Raw genomic sequence first — 16,492 nt, forward strand, 5'->3', positions numbered from 1 at the left:
GGTCGTAACTTTCCCGTGCGGGTCGCGTTCCGTCGCGCTACGAGATCAAGCAGTCACGTTGCATCACACCGTCGTCAGCTGCCTCCGGACCGTCCGTCGCTGTGCCGCGACCTCCGGATCCAGTGCCGGTACGGCGGCCAGCAGCTGCTTGGTGTACGGGTCGCGCGGAGACTCGTACACCTCGTCGGCGGGTCCGTACTCGACGATCCGACCGCGTCGCATCACCGCGACCCGGTCGCTGACCTGGCGGACGACCGCGAGGTCGTGCGCCACGAACACGAGCGCGAGCCCGAGTTCCCGCTGCAGTTCGGCGAGCAGGGCGACCACCTGGGCCTGGGTGGTGACGTCGAGCGCGGAGACCGGCTCGTCGCAGACGATGACGCGTGGGTCGGCGGCGAGCGCCCGGGCGATGCCGACGCGCTGGCGCTGTCCGCCGCTGAACTCGTGCGGGTAACGGTCGTAGTGCGCCGCTTCGAGCCCCACGCGCTCCAGCAGTCCCCGTACGCGCCCCCGGATGCGCCCCTCCTCGTGTTCCCCGCGGGCGCGCAGCGGATCGGCGATCGACTCGCCCACGCTGCGACGCGGGTTGAGGGAGGAGACGGGGTCCTGGAAGACCATCTGAACGTCCGGGCGCACGCCTCCGCCCGGCTTGACCTCCCCCGCCGTGGGCGCCAGCAGCCCTACGAGCATCCGTCCCAGGGTGGTCTTGCCGCTGCCGCTCTCACCCACGATCCCGAGGGTCTCGCCCCGGTGGATCGTCAGCGACACATCGTCGACGGCCGCGAACGCCTTCTTCCCGCGGCCGAATTCGCGCCGCAGGCCGCTCGCCTCGAGAACGACCTCCTCCGTCGCCTCGGAGCCGGTGCGCGGCGCGTCCACGCGGGGCACCGCGCCGAGGAGCTCCTGGGTGTACGCCTGCGCGGGCGCCCCCAGGACGGCGCCGACGAGGCCGTGCTCGACGGCCCGCCCGTGCCGCATGACCAGGATCTCGTCGACACTCTCGGCGGCGACGCCCACGTCGTGCGTGACGAGGAGCAGGCCCATTCCGGTCTCCTCGCGCAGGGTGTGCAGCAGGTCGAGGATCTGGGCCTGGACGGTCACGTCGAGGGCCGTGGTCGGCTCGTCGGCGATCAGCAGGTCGGGTTCGCAGGCCAGCGCCATCGCGATCAGCGCGCGCTGGCGCATTCCGCCGCTGAACTCATGCGGGCGGGAGCGCGCCCGGCGCGCGGCGTCCGGGATGCCGACGCGGTCGAGCACCTCGACGGCACGCGCGCGTGCGGCGCGCCGGGAGGCCTTCACGTGCGCCCGGTACACCTCGGCGATCTGGTCGCCGACCGCGTAGTACGGGTCGAGGGACGACAGGGGGTCCTGGAAGACCATGGCGGCCTTCCCGCCGCGCAGCCGCCGCAGTTCGGCGTCGGACGCCTCCTGTACGTCGATGCCGGCCACGCGCACCGAGCCGCCGACGTCGGCTCCCGTACCGCGGTGCAGCCCCAGGAGGGCCGAGGCGACCGTGGACTTGCCCGAGCCGGACTCGCCGACCAGCGCCAGGGCGGCGCCCTGCTCCAGGCTGAAGGAGAGGCCGTCCACAGCGCGCAGGGACCCGAACTCGACCGTCAGATCCGTGACGTCCACCAAGCTCATACGAGCACCACCCGTCGGTCGGCCACCGCGTACAGCACGTCCGCGACGGCGTTGGCGATGACCACGAAGAAGCCGATGACCAGGACCATGCCGACGACCACCGGCAGGTCGACGACGTTCACCGCGTGCACCAACTCCTGTCCGATGCCGGGCAGTCCGAAGAGCGTCTCGGTGAGCACCGCGCCGCCGACCGCCGAGCCGACGTTGTTGGCGTTCAGCGCGATGATCGGCGCGAACGCCCCGCGCAGCGCGTGCCGCCCGATGATCGACCGCTCGCCGACGCCGTACGCCCGGAAGGTCCGGATGTGATCCTCGGCGAGGGTCTCCAGCATCGCGGCCCTGGTCAGCCGGGCGAACGCGGCGGCCTCGATGAGGGCGAGGGAGAGCCAGGGCAGCAGCAGGTTCCAGGCCCACTGTTCGGGGTCGTCGGTGAGGCTGACGTACTGCGGGAAGGGCAGCAGTTGCAGCTGGCCGCAGACGACGATCATGAGCACCAGGCCGATCACGAAGACCGGCGTGGCGACGCCCGCGAGGGTGATGCCGGTCAGTACACGCTCGGTGAGCCGGCCGCGCCGCCACGCGGAGAGGATGCCGGTGCCGACGCCGAGGATCAGCCACAGCACCATCGCGCCGAACACGAGGGACAGACTGACCGGCAGCTTCGCCAGGATCAGCTGGGTGACCTGGGTGTCGCCCTGGTACGACAGGCCGAGACAGGGTGCCGAGCAGTGCTCCATCGAGGTGCCAGTGGAGAAGTCCTGTCCGACGAGGATGCCCTGCAGGAAGTGCCAGTAGCGCACGTACAGCGGGTCGTCGAGCCTCAACTGCTGGGCGACCTGGTGCACTTGTTCCGGAGAGCAGCGCGGGCCGCAGGTGATCTGGGCGACGTTGCCGGGGGTGGCGTAGAAGACGACGTAGACGATCACCGAGATGGCGAGCAGGGTGATCACGGTGCCGACGACGCGGCGCAGGACGAATCCTCCGAAGCCGCTCATGCCTTGGCCTCCTTCTTGGCGCTCGCGTCCGCCGCGGCCTTCTCGGCACTCGCGTCCGCCTTGGCCTTCCTGGTGTTCGCGTCCGCCTTGGCCTCCCGCTTGCGGCCCGTGCCGACGCGCAGGCGCGAGGCCGCGCGCGGGTCCAGGGCAGTGCGGACACCGTCGCCGAGGACGGTCAGGGCCAGCACCGTCACCAAGAGCGCCCCGGCGGGCAGCAGCAGGTACTGCGGGGCCGCCTGGTACCAGACGTCGGCGGCCGTGAGCATCTGCCCCCAGGACGGCGTCGGGGGCTTCACTCCGACGCCGAGGAAGGACAGCGCGGCCTCGGCGGAGATGTTCATGGGTACGAGGAGCGCGGCATAGGTGATGACGGGGGCGGCCAGTCCGGGCAGGAGTTCACGGCGGGCGATGCGCCAGGTGTTCCAGCCGCTGAGCCGCGCGGCGGAGACGTAGTCCAGCCCCTTGAGGGTGAGGGTCTGGGCGCGCACGATCTTCGCGGTGTTGCCCCAGGCGATCAGGCCGATGACGAGCGCGACCAGCAAGGGCCGCGGGAAGCTGCTGGGCACGATCGCCAGCAGGGCCAGCGACATGATCATCAACGGCATCGCGACGAAGATGTCGGTGATCCGGCTCAACAGTTGATCGATCCATCGGTTGCCGAGTGCGGCCGCGACGCCCACCACGACACCGACGAGGACCTGTACGACGGTCGCCCCCAGCGCGACTCCCAGCGAGACCCGGGCGCCGTACACGAGCCGGGCGAAGAGGTCGCGGCCGGTCTGCGGTTCGACGCCGAGCCAGTGGTCGCCGCTGACGCCGCCGAACGAGCCCACTGGAACGCCGCCGCGCGCGGAGTCGATCAGGGACGGGTGGTAGGTGGTCGGATCCTGGCCCTCGATCGCCGTGAGCAGCGGGGCGGCGAGTGCGAGCAGGACGAGCAGCGCGACGACGGCCGCCGCGACGAGGGCGGCGCGCTGCGTGCGCAGCCGCCGCCAGAACTGACGGGCCCCCGAGGCCCCCGGGACGGACGCGGGGTCCGTCCCGGGGGCCTGAGAGGCGACGATTGCCTCGCTCACGGCGCTACTTCACCGCGACCTGGGAGATGTCCAGCACGCCGGTCCAGTCACTGATCACGATGTTCTTGACCGCGTTGCCGTACAGGCGCTTGTAGACGGGGTGGAACAGCGGCACGGTCAGGGCCTGCTCGCCGATCTTCTTGTCCAGTGCGCCCCAGCGCTTCGCGGCCTCGTCAAGATTCGTCAACTTGTTGATCGCGTCGATCTCGTCGTTGACGGACTTGTCGTTGAGGAAGCCGGTGTTGAAGTTCGCGCCGTCCTTGACGATCTGACGGCCGTCGAAGATCGGGGCCAGGAAGGGACCGCCGGAGGGCCAGTCGGCACCCCAGTGGGCGAGGAAGAAGCCCGGCTCGCTCTTGACGCTGTGGATCTTGTCCTTGTAGTCGTTGATCTCCAGTCCCTGGAGCTTGACCGTGATACCGGCCTTCTTCAGGGCGTCCTGGAGGGCGGTCGCGATCTCCGGGCTGGTCTCGAAGTCCTTGTCGTTGGAGTGCGTGAGGGTGACGGTGATCCCGTTCGGGTGACCCGCCTCCTTCAGCAGCTCCTTGGCCTTGGCCGGGTTGCCGGACGCGCCCGCCGGGAAGTGGTCGTAGGGCGTGTAGCCGAAGGACTTCTGGTTCGGCAGGTACGTGGTCGCGGCCTCGGCCAGCGACGAACCACCCGCCGCGTTGATCACCGACGAACGGTCGACGGCGTATGCGATCGCCTGCCGCACCTTCGGGTCGTCGAACGGCTTCACCTTCGGGTTGAAGGCGATGTAGTTGGTGTAGCCGAAGTGCCCGGTGCCGACGCGTGCCGCCAGCGCCTTGTCACCCGTCACCTTGGCCAGCTCGGCCGGACCGAGGTTGGTGTCCGTGGTGACGGCGGCGGCATCCGCGCCCTGGGACGCGGACAGCCGCTGGTTGATCACGGAGGAGTCCAGGCCCGACCGTACGTCGATCTTGTCCGGGTAGGCCTTGCGCTCGGCGTCGGTCGCCGCGGACCAGTACGGGTTGCGCTCCAGGGTGATCCGCTCGCCGTCGTTCTCGTTCTTGACGACCTTGTACGGGCCGGAGGAGATCGGGTGCTGCTCGTACTTCGTCCCGTTGTCCTTGGCCTTCGGGACGGGCGTGAACTGGGTCTGCGTGGCGAGGTAGGGGAACTCGCCCTCGGGCTTGTTGAGGTGGAAGACGATGGTCAGGTCGTCCGGGGTCTCGATCGAGGCGAGGCCCTTCTTGTCCTTGTACGGCCCCTGGTAGTCGGCGCCACCGATCAGCCAGTCCCGCAGGTAGGGGGCGCCGCCGGAGAGCTCGGCCGCGAAGGAGCGCTCGATGCCGTACTTGATGTCGGCGGAGGTGATCGGCGTGCCGTCCTCGTACTTGAGGCCCTTCTTCAGGGTGTACGTCCACACGGTCGCGTTCTCGCTCGGGCGGCCGGTGTCGGTGGCGAGGTCGGGGACGACCTCGGCGCCGGCGGCGCCGCTCTCACGGTTGCGCGTGGTCAGCGTACGGAAGACGAGGGAGGGGACGTTGCCGCCGCCGGAGGTGTAGAGGCGCGCCGGGTCGAAGTCCTCCTGCGGGTTGGCGTTGAGGACGGTGAGCGTGCCTCCCTTCTGGGGCTTGGAGTCGCCACCGGCGCCCTTGGCATCGTTGTCCTTCGGCCCGCAGGCGGCCGCGCCCGCTGCCACGACCAGGGTGACGGATGCCGCGGCCACGCGGCGGGCTATGACGGACGGTTGACGCATCGGAAGACGACCTCTCGAATGATGAGACGGATTGACGAGGAGTGAGACGGAAGTGAACGGACGTCTGCCCCGGCGTCAGGTCGTCAAAAAGGGTCGCGAAGTCGGAAAACCAGTGACCAATACGGTCACCTACGGTCACGACGGAAGCGGAAGCACGACGCACACGCCAAGGGCGGGCGTCAGCGACAGTGGATGTCTGCCACGCAGAGCGCGGTCACACCAATCAGCGCCAGCTCGATGGCGGCGCGACGGACGGCATGACTAGACCACATGCGCAAAAATATGAACGAACTTTCAGAGCATGTCAACGTGGCCCCAGTGGCCCCCCGCGGCCCCTCCGTCAACTCCCCGGGTAGGGCCAGGGGTTGGCCCGACAGTGGATTCCGTCATGGTCGAGGAACTTGGTCTGCTGCTGCATGACGGGCGCGAGCTCGCCGTCCTTGTCGCAGGTGACATGGCCGTATCCGAGGCGGTGGCCGACCTCGTGGTTGATGAGCATCTGCCGGTACGGGTGAATCGCGTCACCGTAGGTCTTGGAGCCCTGCGCCCAGCGGTACGCGTTGATCATCACGCGCTCGGTGGAGGCCGAGTCGCACGACACGTTGTCCTCGGTCGTGTCCAGCCCGGACTTGGCGCACCACTCGGCGGTGGTGCCGGGGCTGGCCAGCGTGATCACGAAGTCGGGCTTGCCGGTGTAGATCCGTTCGAAGGTACGGGCGCCGTTGTGGGCCCAACTCCGTTTGTCGTTCAGCGTCTTCTGGACGGCCTGCGCGAACAGGGTGGCGTCGAGGCCGAGACCCCGCTCCACGTCCACCCGGTACGTGTACTTCTGCCCCTTTCCGGGGGCCTTGTCGAACCCGGGGACGGCGTCGAACTTCCCCGAGCCCTTGAGGGTGGCGCTGAGCGCGTACTTCACACCCATCTTCTGGTCGTACGTCAGCGGTGTCGCGCTCGGCGTCACGGACGGGGTCGCCCCGGTACCCCCGGGCGAGGTGGACGCGCGGGCGTCCAGTCCACCGCCGGCGGACTGCGTCTGCGCGGTGGCGTCGTGCCGCCCGGCGGCCACCTGTCCGGCCACCACTACGGCGAGCACGGTGGTGACGGCGGCCGCGGCGATTCCGGTGAACGCCCGCCCCTTGACGCCCTTGCCCTTTTCCGCCTCCTCGGTCCCCGGCTCGTCGCTCCCGGCCCTGCGCCCGTTCTCGCTCTCGCTCTCTTCGAAGGCGTCGACGTAGGCCTGCCGGAGCCCCGGGCCGGGCCCGAGCCCGGCGTCGGCCTCCTGCCGCTGCCGGGGGATGCGCGGTCCGGGTGCCCCCTGAGGCATGCCTTGGGGCGCCCCCTGCGGCATGGCCTGAGGCCCGCCGCCCTCGGCCCCAGCCGTCCGCGGGCCACCCCTGAACGCGCCCCAGCCACCGCCGGGTTCACGCTGTTCGGGGTGTCCCGCACGCGCCTGGGGCACACCACGCACGGGGGTACCGTCCGGCGACCGGGGCACATCACGAGCGGGCGTACCGCCCGTCATACGGGGGATGCCGTGCGCGGGCGTCCCATCGGCGAACCGCGGGACACCGTGCGCCGGAGTCCCATCCGGAAAGCGCGGGACACCGTGGGCCGGGGTCCCGTCCGGGTAGCGCGGCACACCATGCGCCGGAGTCCCGTCCGGGAGACGCGGAACGCCCTGCGACGGCGTCCCGTTCGCCATCCGCGGGATGCCGTGGGCCGGCGTGCCATCGGGATAACGCGGGACACCATGCGCGGGGGTCCCGTCCGGATAGCGCGGCACACCGCGCGCCGGAGTCCCGTCCTGAGGGCGGGGAGCTCCTGGCAGCGGAGTGCCGCTCGGCGCGGGGCGTCGAGGCCCCGGTGGCTGTGGGCCCAGGGGGCCGCGCGTGGCCCCCTGCGGCGAGGTCGCCGCCGGACCCGTACCCGGTGCCACCCCTTGAGCCGTGCCCGGTGCGGCACCGGGTGCCGGAACCCTCGGCATCTCCCCCGTATCGCTCTTAGCGGCCCGCCCCCGGCGACTGTGACGTCCCACGCCCCGCCTCAGCTCCCCGCGTCCGCGCCGGCAGGGGAGGTCAACTCGCCTGATTCCGCGAGGAGTTCGCGGAACGCCGAGGCCACCGTCTCCGGGTACTCCATCATCGCGACATGGCCCGCGTCCGGCAGCGACAGCAGCCGGGAGTCGCGGAAGGCGCGCGCCGCGCGCCGGGCCATGCGGTAGGCGACGAGCTGGTCACGGCCGCCGTAGACGAGCAGCGTCGGCGCGAGCACCCGCTCGGCCTGGCGCCACAGACCGTGCTGGCCGCCCAGCGTGTACGCGTTCACGAGGCCGCGCGACGAACGCGCCATGGCGTCCCAGAAGTAGGGCAGCGCGAGCCGCCGCTCCATCTCCTCGACCGCGTCGCGGAACCCCTCGGGCGTCACCATGCCGGGGTCGCCGTAACAGAGCGCCATGACCCCGCGGACGCGCTGCTCGGCGCTCCAGTCCTTGGTGAGCCGGGTGAACAGCCGCGCCACCCCCGGCACCGAGAGCAGCGCGGTCGGCCACGCGGTGCGCTGCGCGCGGATCTCCGGGAGCGCGGGCGAGATCAGGGTGAGCGTCTCGACCAGGTCGGGGCGTACGGCGGCGACGCGCGTCGCGACCGCTCCGCCGAGCGAGTTCCCGAAGAGGTGCACGGGGCCGCGCTCGGCCGCGTCGAGATAACGGATGACCGCGCGCGCGTGCCCGGTCACCGAGTAGTTGCCATCGTCCGGCGGCGGCGAGTCCCCGAAGCCGGGCAGATCGAGCGCCTCGCTGTCCACGAGCCCGTCGAGCAGCGGCATCAGCGCCGACCAGTTCTGCGAGGAACCGCCCAGCCCATGGACGTACAGGGCGGGCGGCAGTCCCTCGCGCGCGGGTGGTCTCGAACGCACAGTCAGGGTGATCCCGGGCAGACCGACCGATCGCAGGCGCTCCCCCTCCGCGACCCGGACGGTCCCGACCCTCGGCGTGACGGTGGTGGCCAGCGCGGCGGGCAGCTCGGTCGAAGACATGCGGCAATGTTACGAGACGATCACGCAGTGGTTCGTGTGTTCGCTGTCACAGATCGTGCGCGGATCGTCTAGCGCCCCGATCGGGTGTCTCCTAGGCTTCGAACGAGGGCACTCGTACGTACGTCAGGATCCGAACCTCAGGATCCGTACACCAGGAGCGCACTCGCACCGCTCGGGAAGAGGAACCATGACAGTCGACCCGACAGACCCCGAGACCTTCGACGACCGGTTCCGGGAGATCGTTGACCCGGAAGCCCCGGAGGCGGATCTCGCCGAGCAGCTCAGCGAACTGGATCCGGCGGACGACATCGACCCGGAACCCCCCGGTGACCCCCTCAACGCCAACGAGGCCGACCTCGCCGAGCAGGCCAGGGTCGTCCGGCTCAACGAGGACGACTACAGGGGATGACCGTATGTGACCGGACCCCGCCGACCAGCGGTATCCGGCACGGCTTCACGCCCTTCTCACCCTGTTCATCACCCTCTGTGTCGTTATCGCACGCGTCCGGTCCGTGAAATTCTGCGCTCGCACCGCGCACAGCGGGGTTACCGAAAAGTACGATGGCGGCGCGGCGCACACCGCATGTGGACAATTTTGGGAGGCGGCGTGACAGCCATCGAGCAGACAGAGGCGGCACGCCCGCGGGGCACTCGCCTGCCGCGCCGTGCCCGACGCAACCAGCTCCTCGGCGCCGCCCAGGAAGTATTCGTTGCGCAGGGGTATCACTCGGCCGCCATGGACGACATCGCCGAGCGCGCGGGCGTCAGCAAGCCGGTTCTCTACCAGCACTTCCCGGGCAAGCTCGACCTGTACCTCGCGCTGCTGGACCAGCACTGCGAGTCCCTGCTGCAGGCGGTACGGACGGCGCTCGCGTCCACCACGGACAACTCGCTGCGCGTCCGCGCCACCATGGACGCCTACTTCGCGTACGTCGAGGACGACGGCGGCGCCTTCCGGCTCGTCTTCGAGTCCGACCTGACGAACGAGCCCGCGGTCCGCGAGCGCGTCGACAAGGTCACGCACGAGTGCGCGGAGGCGATCTGCGAGGTCATCGCGGAGGACACCGGTCTCTCGCGTGCCGAGTCGATGCTCCTAGCCTCGGGCCTGGGCGGCCTCGCACAGGTGGTGGCCCGCTCCTGGCTGCACAGCGACCGCAGCGTCCCGCGCGACCAGGCGGTGCAGCTGCTGACGTCACTGGCCTGGCGGGGTATCGCGGGTTTCCCGCTGCACGGGACCGATCACCACTGACGCACGCCTGACCGTCTCTTTGTTCCCGTCCGCTGTTCGCTCTTGGCGTTCTCGGCCGGAACGTGCACGTCCCCTCACCGGGCTAATGTGTGCAGCGTACGGCGCGGAGAGACGCGCACATGACTGACCGTCGGAGGGACAAAGCCGTGGAGGTCAAGATCGGCGTGCAGCACGCGCCCCGCGAGATCGTTCTGGAGAGCGGTCAGACCCCGGAAGAGGTCGAGCGCGCGGTGTCCGAGGCGCTGGCCGGCAAGTCGCAGCTGCTGAGCCTCGTGGACGACCACGGCCGCAAGGTCCTGGTTCCGGCCGACCGCCTCGCGTACGTGGAGCTCGGCGAGCCCACGCAGCGCAAGGTGGGATTCAGCGCGCTGTAGTTCAGGCGAGCGGAAGGGGCCCGGTGACACTGTCACCGGGCCCCTTCGCATGCGCGGAACAGGCCCCTCCGCGCGCGTCGCGCCGGGCCCGTACACGTGGTCTCACCACCACGGATGGAGCACAGAACATCCACAGGGGAGGATTGCGTTCCGCACCTCGGGGGTAGACCCGCTACGACCGATTTGCACCGGCCGTGCGGGAGGGACCCTCACCATGTTCTTGGAAGCGCTCGGCGCCGCGATGCTCGGTCTCGCCCTGGCATGGTGGGCGGCGTACCGACTGCCGCACCGACTGCCGAGCCGCGGCCTGGTCCTGTCGACCGGTGTCGCCGGAGCCCTGTTCGGGGCCTTCCTGACGCACACGGCGCTCGGATCCGGCCACTTCCTGGTCATCCTCGCCGGCGCCGCGATCGTCTGCGCCGCGCTGCTGTCGCTCCTGCTGCGCCCCGCGGAAAGATTTCGCCGCCGCTCGGCGACGGCGTGACCGATGCGGGCGACGGCGAAACTCCTGAGGACGGCAAGCCCCGAGATGGTCGAGGAAACCGGGGAGACCGGTTCTAGGCAGCCAGGCCCAGTGCCGCCATCCGCTTGGTGTGGGCCTCGGTGATCCGCGAGAACATCCGGCCGACCTCCGCGAGGTCGAACCCGTCCGCCACACCGCCCACGAGCATCGTCGACAGCGCGTCGCGGTCCGCGACGACCCGCTGCGACTGCGACAGCGCCTCGCCCATCAGCCGCCGCGCCCACAGCGCGAGCCGGCCGCCCACGCGCGGGTCCGCGTCGATGGCGGCGCGCACCTTCTCGACGGCGAAGCTCGCGTGCCCGGTGTCGTCGAGGACGCTGAGCACGAGCCCGCGCGTGTCGGCGTCGAGGCGTGCGGCGACCTCCCGGTAGAAGTCACTGGCGATCGAGTCGCCGACGAACGCCTTGACGAGGCCCTCCAGCCAGTCCGAGGGGGCCGTCTGCCGGTGGAAGCCGTCGAGCGCGGCGACGAACGGCTCCATCGCCTCGGTCGGCTCCGCGCCGACCGCGGCGAGCCGGTCCCGCAGCCGCTCGAAGTGGTGGAACTCGGCCGACGCCATCTTCGCCAGCTCCGCCTTGTCACTGAGCGTCGGGGCCAGCTTGGCGTCCTCCGCAAGCCGCTCGAACGCCGCCAACTCGCCGTACGCGAGCGCTCCGAGCAGGTCCACGACCGCTGCGCGGTACTGGGGGTCGGCGGCGGCCGTGTCCCAGTTCTGCGCGGCGACTCCGGTGGCCGCGGGGGTGGTCTTGTCGGTGGCCTCGGCGGACTGGTCAGCGGCGTTGTCAGGCGTCGTCATGAAGCGCACAATAGCCCGCTCGACGCAACAGGGAAGTCCCTGGTCAATCAGTGTGACGACGACTACGTGACCAAATCGGCCATCGCATATGCGCGATTCCGGGGTATGGTGGTAATGCGCCCGGCGAGTATTCGACGGGCCGCACGAATGAGGATGCCCGGTCGGTGGCCCGATCGGCTCCGACCCGACAGCCCTCCTCGTCCGTACGGCACATTGCGTACGACATCCGGAGGGAACCCTCAGCGGTACGAGAGCTCGAGCGTCGGCAGTGGTCCCATGCCACTCGGCCCGCCCGTCAAGAGCGGCCGACGTCCCCGGCACGGTCCCCGACACGACCCCCGCGCTCGCCTCGCACCGCGTACACAGAAGAGGCAGCACCCTGACTACGACTTTCCGAGAGCTCGGAATCCTTCCCGAGACGGCCGAGGCCCTTGAAGCCGTCGGCATCATCACCCCCTTCCCCATCCAGGAGATGACGCTCCCCGTAGCCCTTTCGGGCTCCGACGTCATCGGCCAGGCCAAGACCGGCACCGGCAAGACGCTGGGCTTCGGCCTTCCGCTCCTCGAGCGTGTCACCGTCCCCGCGGACGTCGAGGCGGGCCGGGCCCAGCCCGAGCAGCTCACCGACGCCCCGCAGGCCCTCGTCGTCGTCCCGACGCGCGAGCTGTGCACCCAGGTGACCAACGACCTGCTGACCGCCGGCAAGGTCCGCAACGTACGCGTTCTCGCCATCTACGGCGGCCGGGCGTACGAGCCGCAGGTCGAGGCCCTCAAGAAGGGCGTCGACGTCATCGTCGGCACCCCGGGCCGACTGCTGGACCTCGCGGGCCAGAAGAAGCTCAACCTCAAGCACATCAAGGCGCTCGTCCTCGACGAGGCCGACGAGATGCTCGACCTGGGCTTCCTGCCCGACGTCGAGAAGATCATGAACATGCTGCCGGCCCGCCGTCAGACCATGCTGTTCTCGGCGACCATGCCGGGTGCGGTCATCGGTCTCGCGCGTCGCTACATGTCGCAGCCCACGCACATCCGCGCCACGGCGCCGGACGACGAGGGCGCGACGGTCCGCAACACCGCGCAGTTCATCTACCGCGCGCACAACATGGACAAGCCCGAGCTGGTCGCACGCATACTGCAGGCCGACGGCCGCGGGCTCGCGATGGTGTTCTGCCGCACCAAGCGGACGGCGGCGGACCTCGCCGACCAGCTCCAGCAGCGCGGCTTCGCCTCCGGCGCGGTCCACGGCGACCTCGGCCAGGGCGCCCGCGAGCAGGCCCTGCGCGCGTTCCGCAACGGCAAGGTCGACGTCCTCGTCTGCACCGACGTCGCCGCCCGCGGCATCGACGTCGAGGGTGTCACCCACGTCATCAACTACCAGTCCCCCGAGGACGAGAAGACGTACCTGCACCGCATCGGCCGTACGGGCCGCGCGGGCGCAAAGGGCATCGCGATCACCCTCGTCGACTGGGACGACATCCCGCGCTGGCAGCTCATCAACAAGGCGCTGGACCTCGGCTTCAGCAACCCGCCGGAGACGTACTCCACGTCCCCGCACCTCTTCGAGGAACTGAACATCCCGGCAGGCACCAAGGGTGTCCTGCCGCGTTCCGAGCGCACCCGCGCCGGCCTCGCGGCCGAAGAGGTCGAGGACCTCGGCGAGACCGGCGGGCGTGGCGGTCCGCGCGGCCGCGGTGGCCGTTCGTCGGCGCCAGCGCCCGTGGAGCGCGAGCGTGAGCGCCCGGCGCGCACGCCCCGCCGCCGTCGCCGTACGCGCAACGGTGCCGCGCTGGAGGAGACGTCCACGACGCCGACTCCGGAGGCGACCACCGAGCCCGCCGACGCGGAGGCCACCGAGCCCCGCACCCCGCGCCGCCGTCGCCGTACGCGCGCCGGGGGTACGGCGGAGACGGTGGCGGCTGCCGCCACGGTCTCCGAGCCGTCGGTGAGCGAGGCCCCTCAGACCGCGGAGACCGCGGTCTCCACGGCCGAGGGTGCGATCGAGGCCACGCCGGAGGACGCGGTCGCGAAGCCGCGTCGCCGGCGGACCCGTAAGACGGCGGAGGCCGCTCCCGCCCCGGTCGAGACCGTGGCCGTGGTCGCGGAATCCGCGCCCGTCGTGGAAGCCGTCGCCGAGGCCGTCGCGGAGGCTCCGGCCAAGCCGGTTCGTCGCCGGACCCGCAAGGCCGCCGAAGCCGTCGTCGACACGGCCGAGGGCGTGGTCGAGGCCGCGCCGGAAGCCCCCGCCACCAAGCCGCGGCGTACGCGGGCCAAGGCCACGGCCGAGGCGCCCGCCGAAGCGGCCGTGGACAGCGCCGAGGCGGTGGCGGCCAAGCCCGTCCGTCGCCGCACGCGCAAGGCCGTCGCGGAGACCGTCGACACCGTCGCGACCGTCGAGGCCGAGATTCCGGCGCAGACCGCCGCCGCCGTCGTCGAGGCCCCGGAGGCCAAGCCGCGGCGCCGTACCCGCAAGGCCGCGGAGCCCGCGGAGGTCGCGGTCGACACGGCGGAGGGTGTCGCCGAGGCGCCGGTCGCCAAGCCGCGGCGTACGCGCAAGGCGGCGGTGGCCGTGGTGGACGCGGTCGAGGCCGCGGCGGAGGTACCCGCCACCAAGCCGCGGCGTACGCGGGCCAAGGCCACGGCCGAGGCGCCCGCCGAAGCGGCCGTGGACAGCGCCGAGGCGGTGGCGGCCAAGCCCGTCCGTCGCCGCACGCGCAAGGCCGTCGCGGAGACCGTCGAGGCGGCGATTCCCGCCCAGTCGGCCGCCGTTGACGAGCCGGAGGCCAAGCCGCGTCGTCGTACGCGCAAGGTCGTGGAGTCCGCGGTCGCCGCGGACGCGGCGCCGGAGGCGGCAACGCCCCGTCGGCGTACGCGCAAGGCGGCGGCTGCCGCGGAGCCCGCGGAGAGCTGATCCTCAGCCCGATGGCCCGGTCCCACATGCGGTGGGCCGGGCCATCGGCGTTCTCCCACCCCCCGGGTGTGTTTGTTGCCTGCGGGCCGGTGGGGGCTGGTCGCGCAGTCCCCCGCGCCCCTGAGGCACGGGGCTGTGCCCCGGTGGCCCTATCGGCCGTCAGTTGGACAACTACGGGCGGGCGGGGGATCCGGGGCGCAGCCCCGCCCGATAACCTCGGGGCATGAGCAGGCCCCCCTCCTTCGCGCCGCCCGCCGGTGTCCGTGCCTACCGTCTCCGCACCGCCCGCGGCGAGTTCGCCGCGCTCGACGCCGCGCCGCGGGCGCAGCTGAAGGGAACCGTGCTGCTGCTGCCGGGTTTCACCGGCAGCAAGGAGGACTTCATCGCGCTGCACGAGCCGCTCGCGGCGCGTGGGTACCGTACCGTCGCCGTGGACGGCCGCGGGCAGTACGAGAGCGACGGTCCCGAGCACGACGAATCGGCCTACGCGCAGGCCGAGTTGGCGAAGGACGTGCTCGCGCAGGCGGCAGCACTCGACACCCCCGTGCACCTCGTCGGCCACTCCCTCGGCGGACTGGTCGCCCGCGCCGCCGTCCTCCTCGACCCGGCCCCCTTCGCCTCACTCACCCTCATGGCCTCGGGCCCCGCCCAGATCTCCACCTCCCAGCAGCAGCGCGTCAAACTGCTCCGGGACGCCCTCGCCGTGATGGACATGGCCCAGGTGTGGGACGCCATCCAGGCGATGGAACCGCCGGAGGAGACCGACACCGGTGGTCTCGACGGTGGGCTGGACGACCGTGAGGACCTGCGGCGCCGCTGGCTGGCCACCCGGCCGGCCCAGCTGATCGCGACGGGCCGTCAGCTGTGCACGGAGCCCGACCGCGTCGCCGAGCTGGCCGCCGTACGCCTGCCCAAGCATGTGCTGTCCGGAGCGTTCGACGACACCTGGCCGGTGCCGCTCCTGGACGACATGGCCGTACGCCTCAAGGCCCGGCGCACGGTCGTACGCGGAGCCGAGCACTCCCCGAACACGGACCAGCCCGAGCAGACGGCCCTCGCCCTCGCCAAGTTCTGGGACCACACGGACCGGTAACCGGGGGGCGGACCGGCAGGAGCTAGTACTGCGCCTGCAAGTGCTCCCAGAAGCCGTCCCGCAGCGCGCGGCGCAGGTCCGCCTGGCCCCGCAGGGAGTACTGCAGCAGCCCCTCGGCCTCGACCAGCAGATCCTGGTCGACCGAGCCGGGCAGGTAGGGGTGGCCGGGCAGCAGCTCCACCAGCGCCTCGCGCCCCCGCGCGGCCAGCCACTTCGCGGCGATCTGGGCGCCCACGAACCGCACGTCCTCGCGGGTGGGCCGGCTCGCGGCCGTCGGGTCGTAGGTCGCGGAGGTGCGCCGGGACACGTACGGCTTGAAGAATTCGAGGTCGAACGTGCGCTGGCTGTCGACCTCCCACAGCAGCGGCTCGGCCTGATTGCGGCCCTCGGGCGCCTCGATGCCCCAGAGGTGGACCCGCGCCCCGTACCCCTGCGCCGCCTCGACCGCCGACACCAGGTCCTCGTCGCCGCCGAGCAGCGCGGCGTCGCTGATGGCGCGGTGCCGGGCGAGGGACTCCAGGTCGGAGCGGATGAGGGAATCGACGCCCTTTTGCTGGTTGTTGGCGTTGAGGTTGCCCAACCGGACCTTGACGTCCGGGAGTTCGGCGATCGACTGCTGTTCCGCGGTGTGAATACGACGGCGCGCGCCGTCGTACCAGTAGACGCGCAGCAGCCTGCTGTCGGCGAAGATGGTGCGGGCCCTGTCGATGAGCGCCTCGATGAGGCCTTCGGCGTCGAGGTCGAAGGCGCGGCGGTCCTCGGTCCCGGCGACGAGCCGCCCCGCGGCCGCGTACAGGTATCCGGCGTCGACGAAGATCGCATGGGTCGAGGGCGTCTTCGCCACCTCGGCGAGCATGCGCTGGAGCAGCTCGTTCGTGCGGTCGATGCGGGCGCCGAGCGCCGCGTGGTCGTCGTTCATCACCTCCATTGTCCCGGCGGTCACGCTGCGAACACAACCGGTCCCGTTCAGTCTCCTTCAGACTTCTTACCCGACAGTAATTAGGTTCTCGAAAAATTTCCTTAGCGTAGGGAATGTTTGTAACACGCATCCCGTTGAATACGAACGGAAGCGGGAGCA

The 16,492-nt window shown here is 71.1% G+C and carries 15 protein-coding genes; 6 read left to right on the forward strand and 9 right to left on the reverse strand.

Going from position 1 to position 16,492, the window contains the following annotated elements:
• Window positions 1–63: 63 nt before the first annotated feature.
• The 7 genes from SMIR_RS11900 to SMIR_RS11925 form a co-directional block, all read right to left on the reverse strand.
• Window positions 64–1,644, reverse strand: coding sequence for a dipeptide ABC transporter ATP-binding protein (locus SMIR_RS11900; protein WP_212726975.1), 1,581 nt, complete (start codon window positions 1,642–1,644; stop codon window positions 64–66).
• Window positions 1,641–2,639 (reverse strand): ABC transporter permease, encoded by a 999-nt coding sequence (locus SMIR_RS11905; protein ID WP_168495313.1) that lies wholly within the window; start codon window positions 2,637–2,639, stop codon window positions 1,641–1,643. Before SMIR_RS11905 ends, SMIR_RS11900 begins: the two co-directional genes overlap by 4 nt.
• Window positions 2,636–3,715, reverse strand: coding sequence for an ABC transporter permease (locus tag SMIR_RS11910; RefSeq protein ID WP_211118805.1), 1,080 nt, complete (start codon window positions 3,713–3,715; stop codon window positions 2,636–2,638). Before SMIR_RS11910 ends, SMIR_RS11905 begins: the two co-directional genes overlap by 4 nt.
• 4 nt (window positions 3,716–3,719) lie before the next feature.
• Window positions 3,720–5,438 (reverse strand): ABC transporter substrate-binding protein, encoded by a 1,719-nt coding sequence (locus tag SMIR_RS11915; RefSeq protein ID WP_212726976.1) that lies wholly within the window; start codon window positions 5,436–5,438, stop codon window positions 3,720–3,722.
• A 179-nt stretch (window positions 5,439–5,617) separates the two neighbouring features.
• Window positions 5,618–5,710: an Ms4533A family Cys-rich leader peptide gene (locus SMIR_RS44580; RefSeq protein ID WP_312639156.1), complete on the reverse strand. Its 93-nt coding sequence runs from the start codon at window positions 5,708–5,710 to the stop codon at window positions 5,618–5,620.
• A gap of 68 nt (window positions 5,711–5,778) precedes the next feature.
• Window positions 5,779–7,473, reverse strand: coding sequence for a DUF3152 domain-containing protein (locus tag SMIR_RS11920; protein ID WP_249938414.1), 1,695 nt, complete (start codon window positions 7,471–7,473; stop codon window positions 5,779–5,781).
• Between the two features lie 8 nt (window positions 7,474–7,481).
• Window positions 7,482–8,471 carry an alpha/beta fold hydrolase gene (locus SMIR_RS11925; protein WP_168495307.1) on the reverse strand — a complete coding sequence of 330 codons (990 nt, stop codon included), beginning with the start codon at window positions 8,469–8,471 and terminating at the stop codon, window positions 7,482–7,484.
• A 187-nt stretch (window positions 8,472–8,658) separates the two neighbouring features.
• On the opposite strand from SMIR_RS11925, the gene SMIR_RS11930 reads away from it, so the two are divergent.
• The 4 genes from SMIR_RS11930 (at window position 8,659) to SMIR_RS11945 (ending at window position 10,578) form a co-directional block, all read left to right on the forward strand.
• Entirely contained in the window at window positions 8,659–8,880 is a 222-nt protein-coding gene (locus tag SMIR_RS11930) for an Rv3202a family protein (protein WP_101400523.1), read from the forward strand.
• 198 nt (window positions 8,881–9,078) lie between these two features.
• Entirely contained in the window at window positions 9,079–9,720 is a 642-nt protein-coding gene (locus tag SMIR_RS11935; protein WP_168495305.1) for a TetR/AcrR family transcriptional regulator, read from the forward strand.
• Between the two features lie 146 nt (window positions 9,721–9,866).
• Window positions 9,867–10,094 (forward strand): DUF3107 domain-containing protein, encoded by a 228-nt coding sequence (locus tag SMIR_RS11940; RefSeq protein WP_028801993.1) that lies wholly within the window; start codon window positions 9,867–9,869, stop codon window positions 10,092–10,094.
• A gap of 214 nt (window positions 10,095–10,308) precedes the next feature.
• Window positions 10,309–10,578, forward strand: a complete 270-nt coding sequence (locus SMIR_RS11945) for a hypothetical protein (RefSeq protein ID WP_168495303.1) — start codon at window positions 10,309–10,311, stop codon at window positions 10,576–10,578.
• A gap of 73 nt (window positions 10,579–10,651) precedes the next feature.
• On the opposite strand, the gene SMIR_RS11950 is transcribed toward SMIR_RS11945, so the two are convergent.
• Window positions 10,652–11,413 (reverse strand): ferritin-like fold-containing protein, encoded by a 762-nt coding sequence (locus SMIR_RS11950; protein ID WP_168495301.1) that lies wholly within the window; start codon window positions 11,411–11,413, stop codon window positions 10,652–10,654.
• A 472-nt stretch (window positions 11,414–11,885) separates the two neighbouring features.
• Between SMIR_RS11950 and SMIR_RS11955 the strand changes: the two genes are divergently transcribed.
• Window positions 11,886–14,321, forward strand: coding sequence for a DEAD/DEAH box helicase (locus SMIR_RS11955; RefSeq protein ID WP_212726978.1), 2,436 nt, complete (start codon window positions 11,886–11,888; stop codon window positions 14,319–14,321).
• A gap of 223 nt (window positions 14,322–14,544) precedes the next feature.
• Window positions 14,545–15,414 (forward strand): alpha/beta fold hydrolase, encoded by an 870-nt coding sequence (locus SMIR_RS11960; protein WP_212726979.1) that lies wholly within the window; start codon window positions 14,545–14,547, stop codon window positions 15,412–15,414.
• 22 nt (window positions 15,415–15,436) lie between these two features.
• Here the strand turns inward: SMIR_RS11960 and SMIR_RS11965 are convergent, their stop codons facing one another.
• A complete protein-coding gene (locus tag SMIR_RS11965) occupies window positions 15,437–16,342 on the reverse strand; it encodes an NYN domain-containing protein (RefSeq protein ID WP_180294196.1) in 906 nt (301 codons plus the stop codon).
• Window positions 16,343–16,492 lie beyond the last annotated feature (150 nt).

The organism is Streptomyces mirabilis (assembly GCF_018310535.1).
In the GTDB taxonomy this organism is placed as follows: domain Bacteria; phylum Actinomycetota; class Actinomycetes; order Streptomycetales; family Streptomycetaceae; genus Streptomyces.